Consider the following 16,468-nt stretch of genomic DNA (forward strand, 5'->3'; position numbering starts at 1 on the left):
TGTCTGGATGAATGTTGTATGAGTAAAGGGAGCGCCATGCGCGCTTAATACTTGCCTTGCCAGGTCACGCTGATTTCTTTCGGTCCCGGATTGATCGACAGGCCCGATTTGCTCTGGTCGCGCTGCGCTTGCCACAGCCAGCTGCCCATGGCGTAGCCGATAATGCCGCCGGCGACCGTGTCGGACACCCAATGTTTGCGGCCAAACACGCGGCCGGCGGAACCCACGGCGGCCACGCTGTACAGCCATGGCGCATCGTATTCCTTGGCAAACGGCGTCACGGCAGCAAAGCCGATCGCGGCATGCGCGGATGGAAACGAGGAATTCGAGCGGGAATTGCCGCTGCCGACGCGGCTCCACGTTCCGAGGTCTTCCTCTGGACGGGCGCGGCCAAACGCATATTTGCCGGCCACCGCCACGCCCGTTGCCGCGGCAACCGATTGCAGGGAGATGAGTCCCGTATTTTGCATGCGCTCATCGCCCAGGGCGAAGGCAGCGGCGGCCGCACCGACTGCCGCGTAGGGCATGGCTTTGCCCAGCTTGTCCCAATTGCGGTAGACCTTGGAATCTTCATGTTTCTTGACGAAACGGTCGACGGGTTTGTCGGCCAGCGCGGAAGCCACCACGACGCCGCCGACCAACGCCGTCGCCTTGAGCCATTCAGGGGCGCTAGGCGTAGCGGATGCGGATTGCTCCAGGCGCGCGCGCATGGCGGGCCACGGGCTGACAAACGGCCGGTCTGGCGGATTGACGGCAGGCAGGTGCTGTTCATCCGGGCGCTCGGCAAAGTTACCCAGGCCATCGTAGCTGTGCATGTCGGCGCGCGGGCGCTCGAACATGTCGTACAGGTCGCCAGGCGAAGCCACCATCTGGCCCACGTCGCGCGTCCATGGCGCAATGGCAAAGCCGGCCGTCGATTGCGTATCCATCGGCAACATGCTGTTCAGCGGCACGGAGAGGAAGATGCCGCGGTCCTGGTACGGCTTCGACGGCGTGCCAGGGCTGGTGATGTCGTTGCCATTCGTATGCGTGTACCAGGCGCCGACTTCGATGCCGGACTGGAAGCGGCGCTTGAATTCCACGCGCACACCCGTATCTTTGGCCAGGAAGCGGCCGGCGCGCGCCGTCACGGTAATGTCGTGCGGCAAGCGGTAATGCAGGGAGCCGATCGCCGTCACCGTCTTGTAGTCGCGCGAATCGAGCAAGCCCTTGTAACCACGCTGCTGCAAGGCATCAACAGCCACGTCGGCCGCCCAGCGGCTATCCTTCGGCAGATATAGCACCTGACCGCCCACACCGCGGAACATGTCTTCATACAGGCCAGCCGACATGCGGGTATACACGCGCTCGGCGGGATTGTTGTATTTGTTCAGCAAGACGCGGCTCAGCGAGAAACGTCCGCCGCGCAAATATTCCGCGATATCGGTACGCACGTGCGGCAAATTGCTGTTCGATGGCTGCTTGACGCCCGATACCGTTTCCAGCAACTGCAGGCTGGCGGCGCTATTCAGATACAAGCCGTCTCCCAGGCGGCGGTCGTAGTTGGCCACGGCCGAAATCGAATAGCGGAAGGCGCCGCTCGGGTCATTGAAGAAGAAGCCCACCTTGGGAGCGATCTTGAAACGGTTCGCCTCCCGGTCCAGCGATTTGATTTGCACCACGTCGCCATCGACACCGACGCCGATGGCCAGCTTGCCATCGTCCTTGAGTACGTTGGCAACCTTGGCGGGAGCCGGTACGGAAACGGCGGGGGCAGTCGCGGGAGCAGCGGCAAGTACCGGTGCAGGAGCAGGTACAGGGGCGGCGGCAACGACGGGCGCCGGCTTATCGAGGAATTCCTGCAGCCAGCCTTGCTGATCGTCCCGGATGACATCGCTTTTCTCCGGATAGCGCAGCAGCACGACGTCGAGGAAAGCCTTGCGGTCGATCTTGCCTGCCAAATAGTCGTTCAGTTTTGGCAAGTCAAAGAATTCGTAGGTGGCGATTGGCTGGTCCAGCTTGGTATACGTGATCCGCAGGGTCGTCACGCCCTTCGGTGTGAAGGCGACAGCCGTGCGCGCGGCGCGGCCAACGGCGCGGCCCATGTTTGAAATACGGCTATTGGTCAGGCTCAGGCTGAGAACGTTGCCCTCCTGCTCGACACGGATGTTCTTGTAGTCCTGTTTTACCAGGGCATTGACCAGGTCGGCGCCATACACTGGGTCGCGGTGCCATTCTTCCTTGCTCGGCAGCGGTGGCGGATTCTTGTCGTCCACGAAATACGGTGGCTCATACACCTTGGGGACGAACTCGCGCTCGCCAAACGGAATGCTGACAAAGGCGTTCACGCTGAACTGGTCGCGGCTGCGTGCCGCCTGCAAGGCTAACCAGCCCCAGCGGTATTCCAGGCCCACGGAAGCGCCCTTGCGGCGCTTGCCCGCCCCGGTTTCGCTGGCGCGGATATCACGTTGATAATTCGTCGCATCATATTCAGCCACCATCGACCAGCGCGGCAATGCCTTCGGCGTCCAGCGCATGCCGGCAAACACGCCGTCCGGGCGCTTATGGGCATAGCCCAGGCTCGCTTCGATATTCTTGCTGGCACCAAAAGTCTTGGTGGCAACGACATATTGCCCCTTGAACAGCTCGGTACCAAACATATCCGTCATGCCGACGGCGACAGAGGGCATCCACTCCGCTTCCGCCCACAGGCGTAATTTCCCGTCGACAACCTTATCTTTATAGCGGCCATATCCTTTGCCATATTCTGGATCACTGTTTCCAAATGCCGGAATGCCCGTTATCGATACATAACGTCCCGTCATCTGCAGGAAAGGCAGGATATTTGCCGTGGCCCATAACTGGCCATACGGGCTGTCGTAGCTGTAGCCGACGCTGAAGGTGCCGTCCGTTTCCACCACGGCGCTGGGCATATTGATATAGCCGGACTGGCCTCCATGATTCGGGGTCGCTGCCATCACCGAAGGCGCGCCAAGCACCAGACAGCCACACCAGGTATATTTGATTGATTTTCTGAGTACGCTTAACAAATCCGGCTACCTAAAATATCCTGCACCTGGAGTTCCTGAGAATGTATTCAGAAAATCAATGAGCTTGGGGAAACGTGAATGAAACGAAAAAAGGCCAACCGACGGGCATGTTGCAATGCCGCGCATCAGTTCGCCACTAAAACTGGGCACTCCCGGGCAGCAGATCGTTGCTTAAGCATGCCTCAGGAATGTATGTCGCAGAATTTTAACATTGTTTTCTTGTAGCAAATGCTTAACTTGTTTCCCTTGCGCCACACCTGTCTATTCAGCGCAAACGCCGCCTGGAGCCGTGCGGCACGCTGGAACCATCACTTCAAACTGCCAAACACTTTACCGATAATCTTGCTGCCATACGCAAGCGGATTGCTGCGGATGGCTTTTTCTTCCTCGCCGATCATCAGGTACAGGCCGTCAAGCGCGCGGTCCGTGACATAACCTTCCACCGTCGATTGCTGCTGCGGCACCAGTCCCGTCTTGCCGATCTGGCTCATGGTGCTGTTGTACTTGCTGGCCAGGCCGGAACGGTCGGTAACGGATTTCACGATGGGCAGGAATTTGACGGCCAGCGGTGCCGAAGTCTTCTGGCGGAAGAAATCCGTCACGGAAGTATCGCCACCGGACAGGATGTTTTTCGCATCGCTCACGCTCATCGATTTGACCGCGTCAAGCAGCAAGGGCTTGGCCATGGGCACGGCCGACTCGGCGGCACGGTTCATCGCCACCACCAGGTCGTCCAGCTGCTGGCCGCGGCCCGTCATTTTCAGCAAAGGCTTGGCTTGTTCCAGGATGCCGGGCAACTTGATCTTGACCTTGTCATTGTTCAGGAAGCCATTTTCGATGCCCAGCTTGGCAACGGCAGCGGCCGAACCGGCTTCCAGTGCCGCTTTCAAGCCATTGCTGGCATCCTGGTTGCTAAGGGCATCCAGGGGACCGGCGGCGCCTGCGCCGGACGACAGCAACGCCAGCGCACACAGGATGGCGGCCGGACGGCCAGGGAAAGGGTTCAGGCGCATGGTTTTCCTTTTCTAAAGAATATACAGACCACCTTCTTCTGGAACCTTAGCACATCAAAACTGCAAATACCGCAGCAATTTTAGCGTCCAGGGGGAAACAAGGGGCGCCACAGATGGCGAAGGGAAAGGACTATACAGCACCGGCTGTTGTATCCGCGCACGCTAACGCCGGCGTTCAGCCTGCTATCGCCGCCAGTTGTTCGCGCACCCGCGCCAGATCCGTCTCGCGCATGCGCGCCGCCGTCTGGCGCAAGGATTTTTCCGCGCCGGACACGCCGGCCGCCGCCGCCATCGACAGCCAGATGTAGGCCTGTTGCAAATCGAGCGGGCCACCCTGGCCGCTGGCCGCCATCAGGCCCAGATTCATTTGTGCCCGCGCATGGCCCTGGCGCGCGGCCAGTGCATACCAGTCCCAGGCGGCGGCATAGTCCTGCGGCACGTCCTGGCCATTGTCATGCCGCAGCCCCAGCGCAAACTGGGCCAGGCTGTGGCCCTGCGCGGCGGCGCGACAATAACAGGCGCAGGCCAGCTGGCTATCGGGCGCAGGACCATCGTCGCGGTCGTGCAACACGCCCTGCATGTATTGCGCCGGCGCGTAATCCTGCTCGGCGGCGCGGCGGTACCACTCCAGCGCCAGCGACAGATCCTGCGGCACGCCCTGGCCATGTTCATAACGCAAACCCAGGTCGAACTGCGCCCGCACATGTCCCTGGTCGGCCGCCTTGCGATACCAGAAGATGGCTTCCTGCGCATCGGCAGGCATGCCCTGCCCATGCTCATGCAACAGTCCCAGCTGGTACTGCGCGGCGGGAAAACCCTGCCCTGCCGCCTGGCGGTAGAACACCTGCGCCCGGGTATAGTCCTGCGCGCCATGTTCATGGTGCAGGCCCAGGTTGTGCTGGGCCGCCGCGTGCCCCTGACCAGCCGCCTTCACGTACCACTCGAGTGCCGCCTGCTTATCGCAGGGCACGCCCTGGCCATTGTCGTAGATCAGTCCCAGATTGAACTGCGAACTGGCGTGGCCCTGCTCGGCCGCGCGTCGGTACCAGGTGATCGCCTGCCTGCTGTCCTGCGGCAGCACGTCGCCATTTTCATAGCGCAGCGCCAGGTTGAACTGGGCCGGCGCATAGCCTTGCTCGGCCGCCTTGCGCATCCAGGCCGTCGCTTGCTGGCGGTCCTGGCGCACGCCCTGACCATTGTCGTAGCGCAAGCCCAGGTTGAACTGCGCGCGCGCATAACCCTGGTCGGCCGCCTTGCGGTACCAGGCGATGGCTTGCACGAAGTCCTGCGGCACGCCCTTGCCATTGTCATACATCATGCCCAGATTATTCTGCGCGCCCGCGTCGCCCTGTTCCGCCGCGCGGCTGAACCACAGCATAGCTAGTGCGCTATCTTGCGCGAGCCCCTGGCCCTTGGCATACAGCCAGCCCAGGTTGTATTGCGCCGCCGCGTAGCCCTGCTCGGCCGCCTGCTGGTACCAGTGCGCCGCCTGCGCAAAATCCTGTGGCACGCCCTGCCCCTTCTGGCACATCACGCCCAGGTTGTATTGCGCGTGTTCGAGCCCCTGCGCGGCGGCCAGGCCATACCAGTGCAAGGCAAGCGCATAGCTTTGTTCGATCCCCTGGCCATTGAAATGCATGAAACCCAGGCTGTGCTGGGCGTTCGCATTGCCCTTCTCGGCCAGTCCTTTCAGGCGCAGGTAGTCAGCCGTGTAATGAGCAGCCGTGTAGCGGGGGTCGGCAAGCGGCACGGTCAAGCCTCGATGGCCAGCGTCTGGGACAACGCGGGGGTGGCATCAGCGATCAGGCGGTTCTGCTCCTGCAGCACGCCGATGAAACTGCCCAGCGAAATGGGCCGGTGGTACAGATAGCCCTGCATCGTGGTGCAACCCTTGTCCTGCAGGTAGCGCGCCTGTCCTTCCGTTTCCACACCCTCGGCGATCAGGTGCAGGCCCAGGCCGCGCGCGATCGAGATGATGGCCAGGATGACGGGGTAGTGTCCGTGCTCGTCGTGGATTTCCTTCACAAACGACTGGTCGATCTTGATGGTGTGGATGGGGAAGCGGTGCAGGTACGACAGCGAGGAATAGCCGGTGCCGAAATCGTCGATGGCCACCGATACGCCCAGCTGGCACAGCTTGTTCAACTGCTCGATCGCATACTGCGGGTTGCGGATGCAGATGTTTTCCGTGATTTCCACTTCGATCTTTTCAGGCGCGATGCCATAGCGCGTCAGCGCGCCGCGCATCTTCTCGAAAAAGTCGCCCCGGTCCAGGTATTGCGGCGACAAATTGAGCGACAGGCGCACGGCCTCGCCGCCGGCCGCATTCCACTGCACCAGGTCGCGGCACAGGGCGCCCAGCATCCAGTCCGAGATCGGCAGCATCAAGCCGTTTTCCTCGGCGAACGGCAAAAATTCGCCGGCCGTCAGCAAGCCCCGCTGCGGGTGGTTCCAGCGCATCAGGCCTTCGGCGCCAACGATGCGGCCCGTCATCACGTCCACCTGCGGCTGGTAATACATCTCCAGCTGGTTCAGCTCCAGCGCCTTGCGCAGGCTCTGCTCGAGGGCGATCTTCTGGTGCGACACGTCGAGCATGGACTCGTGATAAAAACTGTGGCCATTCTTGCCCAGTGCCTTGACCTGGTACATGGCGATGTCGGCGTGGCGCAGCAGCTCGTCGATGGTCTCGCCATCGCCCGGATAGATGGCGATGCCGATCGAAGCCGAGATATGCACCTGGTTGCCATCGAGGTCGAACGGCTGGTGCAGGCATTCGAGGAATTTGTCGGCGATCAGGCGCGCATCCTGGCGGTCGCGCAGTTCCGGCAGCACGATGGTGAATTCATCGCCGCCCTGGCGCGCCAGGGTATCGCCGCGGCGCAAACAATCCTTCAGGCGCAGCGCCACCTGCTGCAACAGTTCGTCGCCCTTCACATGGCCCAGGGTATCGTTGACCAGTTTAAAACGATCAAGGTCGATGAACATCACGGCCAGTTCCGTCAGCTTGCGGCGCGCCTGGATCACGGCCAGGCCCAGGCGGTCCTTGAACAGCATGCGGTTCGGCAGGTCCGTCAGGATGTCGTGGTAGGCCTGGTAGGAGATGACTTCCTCTGCACGCTTGCGGTCGGTGATGTCGCGCGCCACGCCGTAGGTGCCGAAGTACTCCTGCTTTTTCGCTTCCTGATCGTGGCTGTGCATGCCGATCGAATTGAGCGGAATCGTCATCAGCGTGTTGTTGAAGGTACGGTCGCTGCCGCTGCCGCTATGGCACTTCAGGCGCAGTTCCACATTGCGCGAGGCGCGCTCGTCGAGGCGGCGCTCATTGAAGGCATAGCGCGCCCGCTCCTGGTCTTCATCGTGCACGAGGATGGAATAATGGCTGCCGATCAGCTCTTCGCGGCTAAAGCCCAGCAACTGGTGCACCCTGTCGTTGATGAAGGTGATGCGGCCTTCGTGGTTCAGGGTATAGATGATGTCGGGCGAGCTGTCGACCAGGTAGCGGTACATCTTTTCCGAGTTTTCCAGCTGCAGCGCGATGCGCTCGTTCTCCAGCGCCAGCTTGCGCTTTTGCAGCGCATTCTCCACCGTCTTGAGCAGCTCCTCGCGGCTGTACGGCTTGCGCAGATAATCGTAGGCGCCACGCTTCAGGGCGCCGATGGCCGCCTCGATGCCGACGTCGCCGCTCATGACGATCACGTCGCCCTCGATCCCGCGCCGGTTGATATGGTCCATGATTTCATGGCCGCTCATGTCGGGCAGGCGCAGATCGAGCAGGATCAGGTCGAAGCGCAGTTTCGACAACTGCGCCAGCGCTTCGCTGCCGCAGGTGGCCGTGTGCAGCTGGTAGCCGCGGTCCTTCAGCAGTTCGTGGAGGGAAGCGAGCAAACGGGGCTCGTCGTCGACCAGCAGGATGCGCGGGCTGTTTTCCAGGTCAAACGGAATGGCGGAGGAGTTCATGGACGTTACGAAGACAAGGCGGTATTGCCCGGCGCGGGCAGCGCGGCTGCAGCGCTCGTCGGCAAGGGAATGGGCAGTAAGATTTCAAACGAGGTGCCGGACTTGCTGCTGCGGCAGCCGATCATGCCATGCAGGCGCGTGACCAGGTCGTGCACGATGGACAAACCCAGGCCGTGATGCGCCCCTTCCTTGCTGCTGCGCACAGGGGAAAACAGATTGGCCAGCACGTCGGGAGACAGGCCGGCGCCATTGTCGCTGACGCACAGCTCCAGGTACAGGCGGCGGTCGCGGTTGACATGGCCACGGTTAGACACTTCGATGCGCCCGCCATCGGGCAGGGCTTCGACAGCGTTTTTCAGCAGGTTGAGCAGGATTTGCTTGAGCGTGTCGGCATCGGCCTCCACCTCGCATGGCGCGTCCTGCATGCGCGTGACCACTTCGATCTTCGACGGCAGGAAGTCGGTGGCGCGGAACAGGCGCAGCACGTCGTCGACCACGCGCGCGCAATCGGTGACGCCACTGGCCGCCACCGGCTGCAGATCGGCCAGGCCGCTGATCAACTGGCCGACCCGGTCGATTTCCTCGTTCAGGATCGACATCTCGCCCGTAACCGGCTCCTGCTTCTCCAGCTTGTGATCGAGCACGCTCAGATAATTCTTGATGATGGACAGCGGGTTATTCACTTCATGCACGACGCGGCGCGACGCGGCGCGGTATTCCTCGGCCACGTGATCGAGCTGGCGGCGCGCCAGACCGCGCGCGCTGATGGCCGTTTCCAGCGCCGTGGCGGCCTGGTTGGCATACGCGCGCAGGAAACCCTCGCGCTTCTGGCAAGCGGGAATCTGCCACGCCGCCACGCCGCCAATCAGCACGCCCAGGCTGCGCTGGCCCGCCACCAAAGGCACGCAGACCAGGCTGTCGGTACCGAGAATGCGGAACAGCTGCTCCTCGACGATGCCCAGCGCCGGCATGTCGCGTTTCAGGAACGCCAACTGGCACTCCAGCGCCGAGGCAGCCAGCGGGCCGCCCTTGGCCAGCGGGATCGAGAACCCTGCCAGGCGCTGCTGATGCTCGCCCGCCGCCACGCCCACCAGCGCATGGCCGGTGGGGTTTTGCAGCAGGATGATGGCGGTGTCGAAATCGAACAGGATGCGCGCCGAGCGCGTGATGGCTTCCAGCAGGCTGCTCTCTCCCTGTTGGCGGGCGAAAGTCTGCCCCACTTCGGACACCAGCACCATGTTGCGCACTTCATCGGACAGGCGCTGCTGCACCGGATCGACGGACGGCGGCGCATACGCGGGCGGCGTGGCGATATCATCCGCGCCGGCCAGGTCGATGCCCAGGTGCTGCGCGGCCTGCTCCACCTGGCGCGCGACGCTGCCGGCCAGGTCTTCCAGTACCTCGACATCCAGCGCGCACAGGCTTGCCGCCTGCGTGATGGACTCGGCCTCGTCCGCATCGTCGGCATGGCTGCACAGCAGGTGTGCCAGGCGCACGATGCGGATCAGGGGATGGCTCGCTTCCAGGCGCGCCAGCGGTTCATGGTGATACAGCACGCTGTCGGCCAGGAAGGAATCGAGATGCCAGCGCTCGATCAGCCAGGCGCCCGCTTCGGCATGCGTGATCTGCAAGGTGCGCTGCTCCACCGCGCACAGGGCGGCATCGTCGCGCGCCGTGAAATTGAAGGCGTATTCCTTCGGCGCCGTGGCCAGCAAGGCCAGGCGGCCCACGTTGTGCAGCAATCCTGCCAGATACGCTTCCTCGACATGCGGATAGGCCATGGCCTTGGCCAGCGCGCGCGCCATGACGGCGGCCGACAGCGAACTTTTCCAGAAGGCGCGCAAATCCGTGCTGCCGGAATGGGGGAAGCTGTTGAAGGTCTGGAAGACGGATTCGCTGATGACCAGCGTCTTGATCATGTCCGTGCCCAGCGAGACGAGCGATTGTTCCAGGCTGACGACCTTGCTCTGGCGATGATAGGCCGAGCTGTTGGCCACGCCGAGGATCTTGCTGGTCATGCCCGCATCCTTGGCGATCAGGGCGGCCAGCTCCGGCATGCCGGCATCGTCGGCCTGCAGGTGGGCGATCAGCTTGAGGAGGATCTGCGGCATGGCCGGCAGGCGGGCAATCAGCAGGCGATTGCGAATATCTTGATCAGATTGATGCATCGTATCAGGCATTGCCGGTTCGAAAAGGATGAGCGCTCAGCAGCGAAGCGCGGCCACGTTCAGAGGAATCCTCCACTCCTGTAACCAAAAAATCTATTGCCTGAGAGGATGCCGGGAAAGAACTCATCTTATCATAAGCGCCGGATATTACTTGCAATATAGAAAATTAAGTTGAAATAAATCCAGCGTTCTACAGTGGAAACTTATGCCTTGAAGGAACCTAGCAAACGGTGGCGGAAGCGCCGCGATATCAGCCACAGCGCCAGCGCCAGGCCAGTAAACGCCAGTTGGCCCGAGGCCAGCCACAGCACGGAACCGGACAGCAGCGGCGAGATCACGCCGGCCACCACGGCGCCGAGCATGGTGCTGGCAAACGACTGGCACGAGGCCACCGTGCCGCGGATATGCGGGAACAGATCGAGCGCCAGCAGGGTCGCGCCGGGTCCCACCAGCGACATGCCGAAAGTGTAGAAGAACAGGGGCAGCACCGACCAGGGCAAGGATGGCGGCAGGAATAGGTGATACACGACATTGACGCTGGCGGCGCACAGCAAGAAGGCAAAGCCGATGCCGATCTGGCGCGCGAACGTGACCTTGCCCGCGATGCGGTTGGCCGCCGCGGCGCCCATGAAGATGCCGCTCACGCAGGGAATGAACAGCCAGCCGAATTGCGATGGCCCCAGGCCCAGCTGCCTGGGCAGCATTTCCGGCGCGGCCGTGATGAACAGGAACAGGCCCGCGAAATTGAGGGCGACGATGCCGGCCTTGATGTGGAACAGGGGCGAGCGCAGGATCTGGCCATAGCTCGATGCAAGGAAACGGGGATTGAACGGCTGGCGCTTGGCCAAAGGCAGGGTTTCGGGCAGGCGCCAGTAGCAGAACGCCAGCAGCACCACCGTGTAAAAGGCGAGGAACAGGAAGATCGAGCGCCAGTCGAACCAGATGACGATCCAGCCGCCGAGAATCGGCGCCACGGCCGGGGCGATGGAAAAGATCATCGTCACCAGCGACAGCAGCCGCGCCGCCGCCGCATCGGCATACAGGTCGCGGATGATGGCGCGGCTGATCACCACGCCGGCGCCGGCAGAGACGCCCTGCATGATGCGGAAGAACCACAGATAGTGCACCGTGTGCGCCGAAGCGCAGCCGAGCGAGCCGATGGCAAACATCAGCAGGGACACGAGAATGACGTTGCGCCGGCCGAAGGTATCCGAGATCGCGCCATGCCACAGCACCATGCCGGCAAAGGCCAGCATGTAGAACGTCAGCGACTGCTGCACTTCCAGCGGCGACGCCTGCAGCGAACCCTGGATCGCGCCAAACGCGGGCAGATACGTGTCGATCGACAGGGGCCCCAGCATCGACAGCCCGGCCAGCATCATCGCCAGCGCACCGCGGCTCAGCGGCGCCATGTGGCTTGGCGTGGGAGGCGGAACGGGGGTAACCGGGTCGGGCGGCACATCGGCCGGAGGGGTGGGAAACATGGCGGGTCCAAAGTGGCGCGCGGACCAATTTCAGTCCGCGCACGGGGTTACTGCGGGTGTCTTACGGTGAACGCTTACTGCTGTGGTTTGGGCTTGGCTTCTTCACGGCGGTTGTAGCCTGCGACCATGTCAAAGCGGAACAGACGGCATTCCAGCGCGCCATTGAAGAAAGGCGTCTTGCGCGCTTCCTTCAAACGCAGCAGCTTGGGCAGGCCCAGGTCGGCCGTGAACAGGAACACGGTCCAGCCGGCGAAACGCTGCTTCAGGGTCGTGCCCATGGCCGAATAAAAGGAGGTCGACAGTTCGTCTTCCGGGATGGTGCTGTCGCCACGCACGCCGATACGTTCGCCATACGGCGGGTTGGTCAGCATGATGCCCGGCACGTCGCTTGGCGGCTTGACTTCCTGTGCCTCGATCTGTTTCAGCGGCACGTCGAAGCGCACACCGGCGCAACGCAGGTTATGCCGCGTCATGGCGACCATGTCGCCCGAGATGTCGCTGCCGAAGATGGTCGGTTCGGCCGGCAGCGGATTGACCTTGATGGCGTTTTTCATGGCATTCCACGGCGCCGGATCGAAGTCGTGGAAGTTTTCAAACGCGAACTGGCGCGAAGCACCCGGCGGAATGCCCTGCAACATCTGCGCCGCTTCGGCCAGAATGGTGCCGGAACCGCACATCGGGTCAAACAGCACCATGCCGGGCTTCCAGCCCGACACGCGCAGCAGGCCGGCGGCCAGGTTTTCGCGCAGCGGCGCGTCGCCCGTCTCTTCGCGCCAGCCGCGCTTGAACAAGGCTTCGCCCGAGGTGTCGAGGTAGACGGTAAACGTGTGTGCATCGAGGAAGCCGACGATGCGCATGTCCGGCGTCTTGGTGTTGACCGATGGGCGCTCGTTGAACTGGTCGCGGAAGCGGTCGCAGATCGCATCCTTGATTTTCAAGGTCGTGAATTCCAGGCTGCGCAGCGGCGATTTGACAGCCGTGACGTCGACGCGGATCGTGTGGTGCACGCCGAACCAGTCTTCCCAGGATTGCGCCAGGGTCAGGTCATAGATATCGTTTTCCGTCTTGTAGCCGGAATGGGCCATGCGCATCAGCACGCGCGAGGCGATGCGCGAATGCAGGTTGATGCGATAGGAGTCCAGCAGGTCGCCCGAGCAGTGTACGCCGCCCGGTACCTGGTTGTGGACCTTCATGGTCGCACTATCCTGGGCGATCTCGCCCAGTTCCTCGGCCAGCGCCGCTTCCATGCCGCGCGGGCATGGGCAAAAATATGAAGCCATGGTGTACCTTTTATCCGTTGAAAAACAATTAACTAAAAATTTCAGAACCTGTCGGATTACGCGCGCAGCGCTAATCCGACCTACAACTTCTCCAGCGCCCGTTCGACAAAATCGAGGCGGTCCTGGCCCCAGTACCCTTCGCCATCGACGATATACCACGGCGAACCGAAGACGCTGGCGGCGGTGGCCGCTTCCGTATTGGCATCGTATTCGGCCTGCACGCTGGCCGTTTCCGACGTTTTCAGCAGCTGGCGGCCATCGAAACCGGCATCCAGCGCGATCTGCACCAGGGTTTCCTCGTCGCCGATGTTGCGCTCTTCAGCCCACAGGCCGCGCATGATGGCGTGCGCCAGGTTCAGCGATGCTTCCACACCGTGCGCCAGGCGCGTGGCGATGATCAGCTTGGCAGAAGCTTCCGGCGACACGGGGAAGAACTTTGGCTGCAAGGTCAAGGGCACCTGCAAAAAGGCCGACCAGCGCGCCAATTCTGCCAGGCGGTACGCCTGGCGCTGCGGTGCGCGCTTGGCCAGCGGCAGGCCGCCCGAGACACTGAAGACCTTGCCCAGGTCAAAAGGGCGCACGTCGATCTGGGCACCCGTCTTCGCGGCGATGGCCATCAGGCGCGTATGACCCAGATAGGTCCATGGCGAGTGGGGGGCGAAGAAATACTGCACGACTTTGCTCTGACTTGCACTCATCTCGACTCCCTTAGAAAGGCTTGACCACGACCAGCACGACGACGGCCAGCAGCATCACCACCGGCACTTCATTAAACCAGCGGAACCAGGTGTGGCTGCGCTTGTTGAGACCTTTTTCAAACTTGCGCAGGATGGAACCGCAGGCATGGTGATAGCCGAGCAGCAGCACCACGAACGTCAGCTTGGCGTGCATCCAGCCCGGCATCTTCATGCGGCCCTCGCCGCCACCGTACAGCATCCACATCAACGCCAGCCCCAGCACCATGGCCGGCAGCGCCAGCAGCGACATGAAACGGTACAGCTTGCGCGCCATCAGCAGCAGGCGCTCGGTGGCTACCGTTTCCGTCTCCATCGCCAGGTTCACGAAGATGCGCGGCAAGTAAAACAGGCCGGCAAACCAGGACATGACGAAGATGATGTGGAAGGCTTTGGTCCAGAGAAAGAGCATGGGGTTTCCAGTGTCGGAGGTGGAGAGAAACGAGAGCACGGACCGCCTTGTGGGCAGCCCGCGAAAGAGACTATTTACGTACTTCGCCGTGGCCAAAGACCACGTACTTAAGCGAGGTCAAACCTTCCAGTCCCACCGGGCCGCGCGCATGCAGCTTGTCGTTCGAGATGCCGATCTCGGCGCCCAGGCCATATTCGAAGCCGTCGGCGAAACGCGTCGACGCGTTCACCATCACCGAGGCGGAATCGACTTCGCGCAGGAAGCGCAGCGCATCGCTGTAGTCTTCCGTGATGATCGATTCCGTATGCTTGGACGAATACTGGTTGATGTGGTCCATCGCTTCGTCGATGCCGTCGACCACTTTCACCGACAGGATCGCCGCCAGGTATTCGGTGGACCAGTCTTCCTCGGTGGCGGGCACCAGGTGCGGATAAGCGGCGGCGGCCAGGATCGCATGGCTTTCCGGATCGGCGCGCAGTTCCACCTGCTTGGTCAGGTACAGTTCGGCCAGCTGCGGCAGCACGGTAGCGGCGATGGCGCGCGACACCAGCAGGGTTTCCATGGTGTTGCAGGTGCCGTAGCGGTGGCACTTCGCGTTGAAGCCGATATCGATCGCCTTCCTGATATCGGCCTTGGCGTCGATGTAGACGTGGCAGATGCCATCGAGGTGCTTGATCATCGGCACGGTAGCCTCGTTCATCAGGCGCGCGATCAGGCCCTTGCCGCCGCGCGGCACGATGACGTCCACGTACTGCGGCATGGTGATGAGAGCGCCGACGGCGGCGCGGTCGGTGGTGTCGATGACTTGCACGGCATCGGCAGGCAGGCCTGCTCCCTGCAAGCCCTCGGCCACCAGTTTGGCCAGCGCGCGGTTGCAGTGTATCGCTTCCGAGCCGCCGCGCAAGATCGTCGCGTTGCCGCTCTTGATGCACAGGCCGGCCGCGTCCACCGTCACGTTCGGACGGGCTTCATAGATGATGCCGATGACGCCCAGCGGCACGCGCATCTGCCCCACCTGGATGCCCGTCGGGCGGAATTTCATGTTCGAGATTTCGCCGATCGGGTCGGCCAGCGACACGATCTGCGTCAAGCCTTCGACCATGGTAGCAATGGCAGAGTCGGACAGGGTCAGGCGGTCGAGCATGGCCGGCGCCAGGCCGGCGGCGGCGGCCGCATCGAGGTCGCGCTGGTTGGCCGCGCGCAGCAGATCGGTATCGCGCACGATGGCGGCGGCGATCAGGCTCAAGGCACGGTTGCGCGTGGCGCTGTCGGCACGCGCCATGGCGCGCGAGGCGGCGCGCGCGCGCGTGCCCACGTCCTGCATATATTCTGTGATGTCCATGCTCGTATCCATATAGTAAAAAACTAGCCTCGGGCGATCTTCAGGCCCAGCTGCAGCATGGCATCCCAGGCATCGCCCGCATAGCCCTTGGCGCGCAAGCCCTTGATCATCTTGTCCACCTGCGCCGCCTGCTGCAGCGCCGCTTCCAGCACGGGTAGCGAAATGCGCCGCAGGGCCGGCTCCATCATCCGCTCGCGCGGCCCCCAGATGCGGTATTCCTTCAGCAGCGCACCCAATGGACGCCCTTGCGCCATGCCGGCCTTCAATTTTAACAGCGTGCGGATTTCTTCGGAGACGGCCCACAAGACCAGCGGCAGCGCCTCGCCCTCGCCTTTCAAGCCTTCGAGCATGCGCACCAGGCGCGCCGGGTCGCCCGCCAGCATGGCTTCGGACAGCTTGAAGACATCGTAGCGGGCCACGTTCAGCACCGCGTCCTGCACTTGCTCGTACGTCAGCTTGCCCGCGGCATGCAGCAAGCCCAGTTTCTGGATTTCCTGGTGCGCCGCCAGCAAATTGCCTTCCACCCGTTCGGCGATGAAGTCGATGCTGGCCCTTTCGGCGCTTTGCCCCTGTGCCGCCAGGCGCTGGGATATCCAGGCAGGCAACTGCGCCCGTTCCACATTCGGAATGTCGATATACACGGCCGCCTGCTGCAGGCTGGCGACCCAGGCCGCCTTTTGCGTCGCCCAATCCAGCTTGGGCAAGGTGATCAGGGTCAGGTTGTCTGGACTGAGATTTTTCGCATAGCTTTGCAGCGCCGCTCCGCCATCCTTGCCCGGCTTGCCGGTGGGGATGCGCAGCTCGATCATTTTCTTGTCGCCGAACAGCGACAGCTCCTGGTTCGCCGCCAGCAGTTCTCCCCACTTGAAGCTGCGCTCCACCGTCAGCACGTCGCGCTCGGAGTACCCCTGCGCACGCGCCGCGCGGCGGATCTTGTCGGCCGCTTCCAGCGCCAGCAAGTGTTCGTCGCTGGTGATCACATACAGCTGCGCCAGCGGCTTGGCCACATGCCCATCGAGCGCGTCTATCCGCAATTGCATGGCGTCCCC

At 62.6% G+C, this 16,468-nt stretch carries 11 protein-coding genes; all 11 read right to left on the reverse strand.

The window, feature by feature from the left end:
- Positions 1 to 44 precede the first annotated feature (44 nt).
- Positions 45 to 2,957, reverse strand: a complete 2,913-nt coding sequence (locus tag LSO07_RS27460; protein WP_151097346.1) for a YjbH domain-containing protein — start codon at positions 2,955 to 2,957, stop codon at positions 45 to 47.
- 380 nt (positions 2,958 to 3,337) lie between these two features.
- A complete protein-coding gene (locus tag LSO07_RS27465) occupies positions 3,338 to 4,042 on the reverse strand; it encodes a DUF4197 domain-containing protein (RefSeq protein WP_034778751.1) in 705 nt (234 codons plus the stop codon).
- 175 nt (positions 4,043 to 4,217) lie between these two features.
- Complete coding sequence (locus tag LSO07_RS27470) at positions 4,218 to 5,792, reverse strand: SEL1-like repeat protein (protein ID WP_070281890.1); 1,575 nt, start codon at positions 5,790 to 5,792, stop codon at positions 4,218 to 4,220.
- A 2-nt stretch (positions 5,793 to 5,794) separates the two neighbouring features.
- Positions 5,795 to 7,999, reverse strand: a complete 2,205-nt coding sequence (locus LSO07_RS27475) for an EAL domain-containing response regulator (RefSeq protein ID WP_151097349.1) — start codon at positions 7,997 to 7,999, stop codon at positions 5,795 to 5,797.
- Between the two features lie 5 nt (positions 8,000 to 8,004).
- Positions 8,005 to 10,167 (reverse strand): HDOD domain-containing protein, encoded by a 2,163-nt coding sequence (locus tag LSO07_RS27480; RefSeq protein ID WP_070281766.1) that lies wholly within the window; start codon positions 10,165 to 10,167, stop codon positions 8,005 to 8,007.
- A 203-nt stretch (positions 10,168 to 10,370) separates the two neighbouring features.
- Positions 10,371 to 11,651, reverse strand: coding sequence for a multidrug effflux MFS transporter (locus LSO07_RS27485; RefSeq protein WP_205412502.1), 1,281 nt, complete (start codon positions 11,649 to 11,651; stop codon positions 10,371 to 10,373).
- Between the two features lie 74 nt (positions 11,652 to 11,725).
- Positions 11,726 to 12,898, reverse strand: coding sequence for a THUMP domain-containing class I SAM-dependent RNA methyltransferase (locus LSO07_RS27490; RefSeq protein WP_046684466.1), 1,173 nt, complete (start codon positions 12,896 to 12,898; stop codon positions 11,726 to 11,728).
- A gap of 113 nt (positions 12,899 to 13,011) precedes the next feature.
- Entirely contained in the window at positions 13,012 to 13,629 is a 618-nt protein-coding gene (locus LSO07_RS27495; RefSeq protein ID WP_151097351.1) for a 2-hydroxychromene-2-carboxylate isomerase, read from the reverse strand.
- Positions 13,630 to 13,639: 10 nt separating this feature from the next.
- Positions 13,640 to 14,077: a CopD family protein gene (locus LSO07_RS27500; protein ID WP_034745744.1), complete on the reverse strand. Its 438-nt coding sequence runs from the start codon at positions 14,075 to 14,077 to the stop codon at positions 13,640 to 13,642.
- A gap of 70 nt (positions 14,078 to 14,147) precedes the next feature.
- Complete coding sequence (locus LSO07_RS27505; RefSeq protein WP_151097353.1) at positions 14,148 to 15,419, reverse strand: glutamate-5-semialdehyde dehydrogenase; 1,272 nt, start codon at positions 15,417 to 15,419, stop codon at positions 14,148 to 14,150.
- A 23-nt stretch (positions 15,420 to 15,442) separates the two neighbouring features.
- A complete protein-coding gene (holA, locus tag LSO07_RS27510) occupies positions 15,443 to 16,459 on the reverse strand; it encodes a DNA polymerase III subunit delta (protein ID WP_034778765.1) in 1,017 nt (338 codons plus the stop codon).
- Between the last annotated feature and the right edge of the window lie 9 nt (positions 16,460 to 16,468).

Source organism: Janthinobacterium sp. PLB04 (assembly GCF_021165895.1).
In the GTDB taxonomy this organism is placed as follows: domain Bacteria; phylum Pseudomonadota; class Gammaproteobacteria; order Burkholderiales; family Burkholderiaceae_D; genus Janthinobacterium; species Janthinobacterium lividum.

What these genes read in the sequence shown, in the direction of transcription:
- LSO07_RS27460 (WP_151097346.1), bottom strand. Translation starts at nt 2,957, where the DNA reads ATGGCAGCGACCCCGAATCATGGAGGCCAGTCCGGCTATATCAATATG.
- LSO07_RS27465 (WP_034778751.1), bottom strand. Translation starts at nt 4,042, where the DNA reads ATGCGCCTGAACCCTTTCCCTGGCCGTCCGGCCGCCATCCTGTGTGCG.
- LSO07_RS27475 (WP_151097349.1), bottom strand. Translation starts at nt 7,999, where the DNA reads ATGAACTCCTCCGCCATTCCGTTTGACCTGGAAAACAGCCCGCGCATC.
- LSO07_RS27480 (WP_070281766.1), bottom strand. Translation starts at nt 10,167, where the DNA reads ATGCATCAATCTGATCAAGATATTCGCAATCGCCTGCTGATTGCCCGC.
- LSO07_RS27485 (WP_205412502.1), bottom strand. Translation starts at nt 11,651, where the DNA reads ATGTTTCCCACCCCTCCGGCCGATGTGCCGCCCGACCCGGTTACCCCC.
- LSO07_RS27490 (WP_046684466.1), bottom strand. Translation starts at nt 12,898, where the DNA reads ATGGAAGCGGCGCTGGCCGAGGAACTGGGCGAGATCGCCCAGGATAGT.
- LSO07_RS27495 (WP_151097351.1), bottom strand. Translation starts at nt 13,629, where the DNA reads ATGAGTGCAAGTCAGAGCAAAGTCGTGCAGTATTTCTTCGCCCCCCAC.
- LSO07_RS27500 (WP_034745744.1), bottom strand. Translation starts at nt 14,077, where the DNA reads ATGCTCTTTCTCTGGACCAAAGCCTTCCACATCATCTTCGTCATGTCC.
- LSO07_RS27505 (WP_151097353.1), bottom strand. Translation starts at nt 15,419, where the DNA reads ATGGACATCACAGAATATATGCAGGACGTGGGCACGCGCGCGCGCGCC.
- holA (WP_034778765.1), bottom strand. Translation starts at nt 16,459, where the DNA reads ATGCAATTGCGGATAGACGCGCTCGATGGGCATGTGGCCAAGCCGCTG.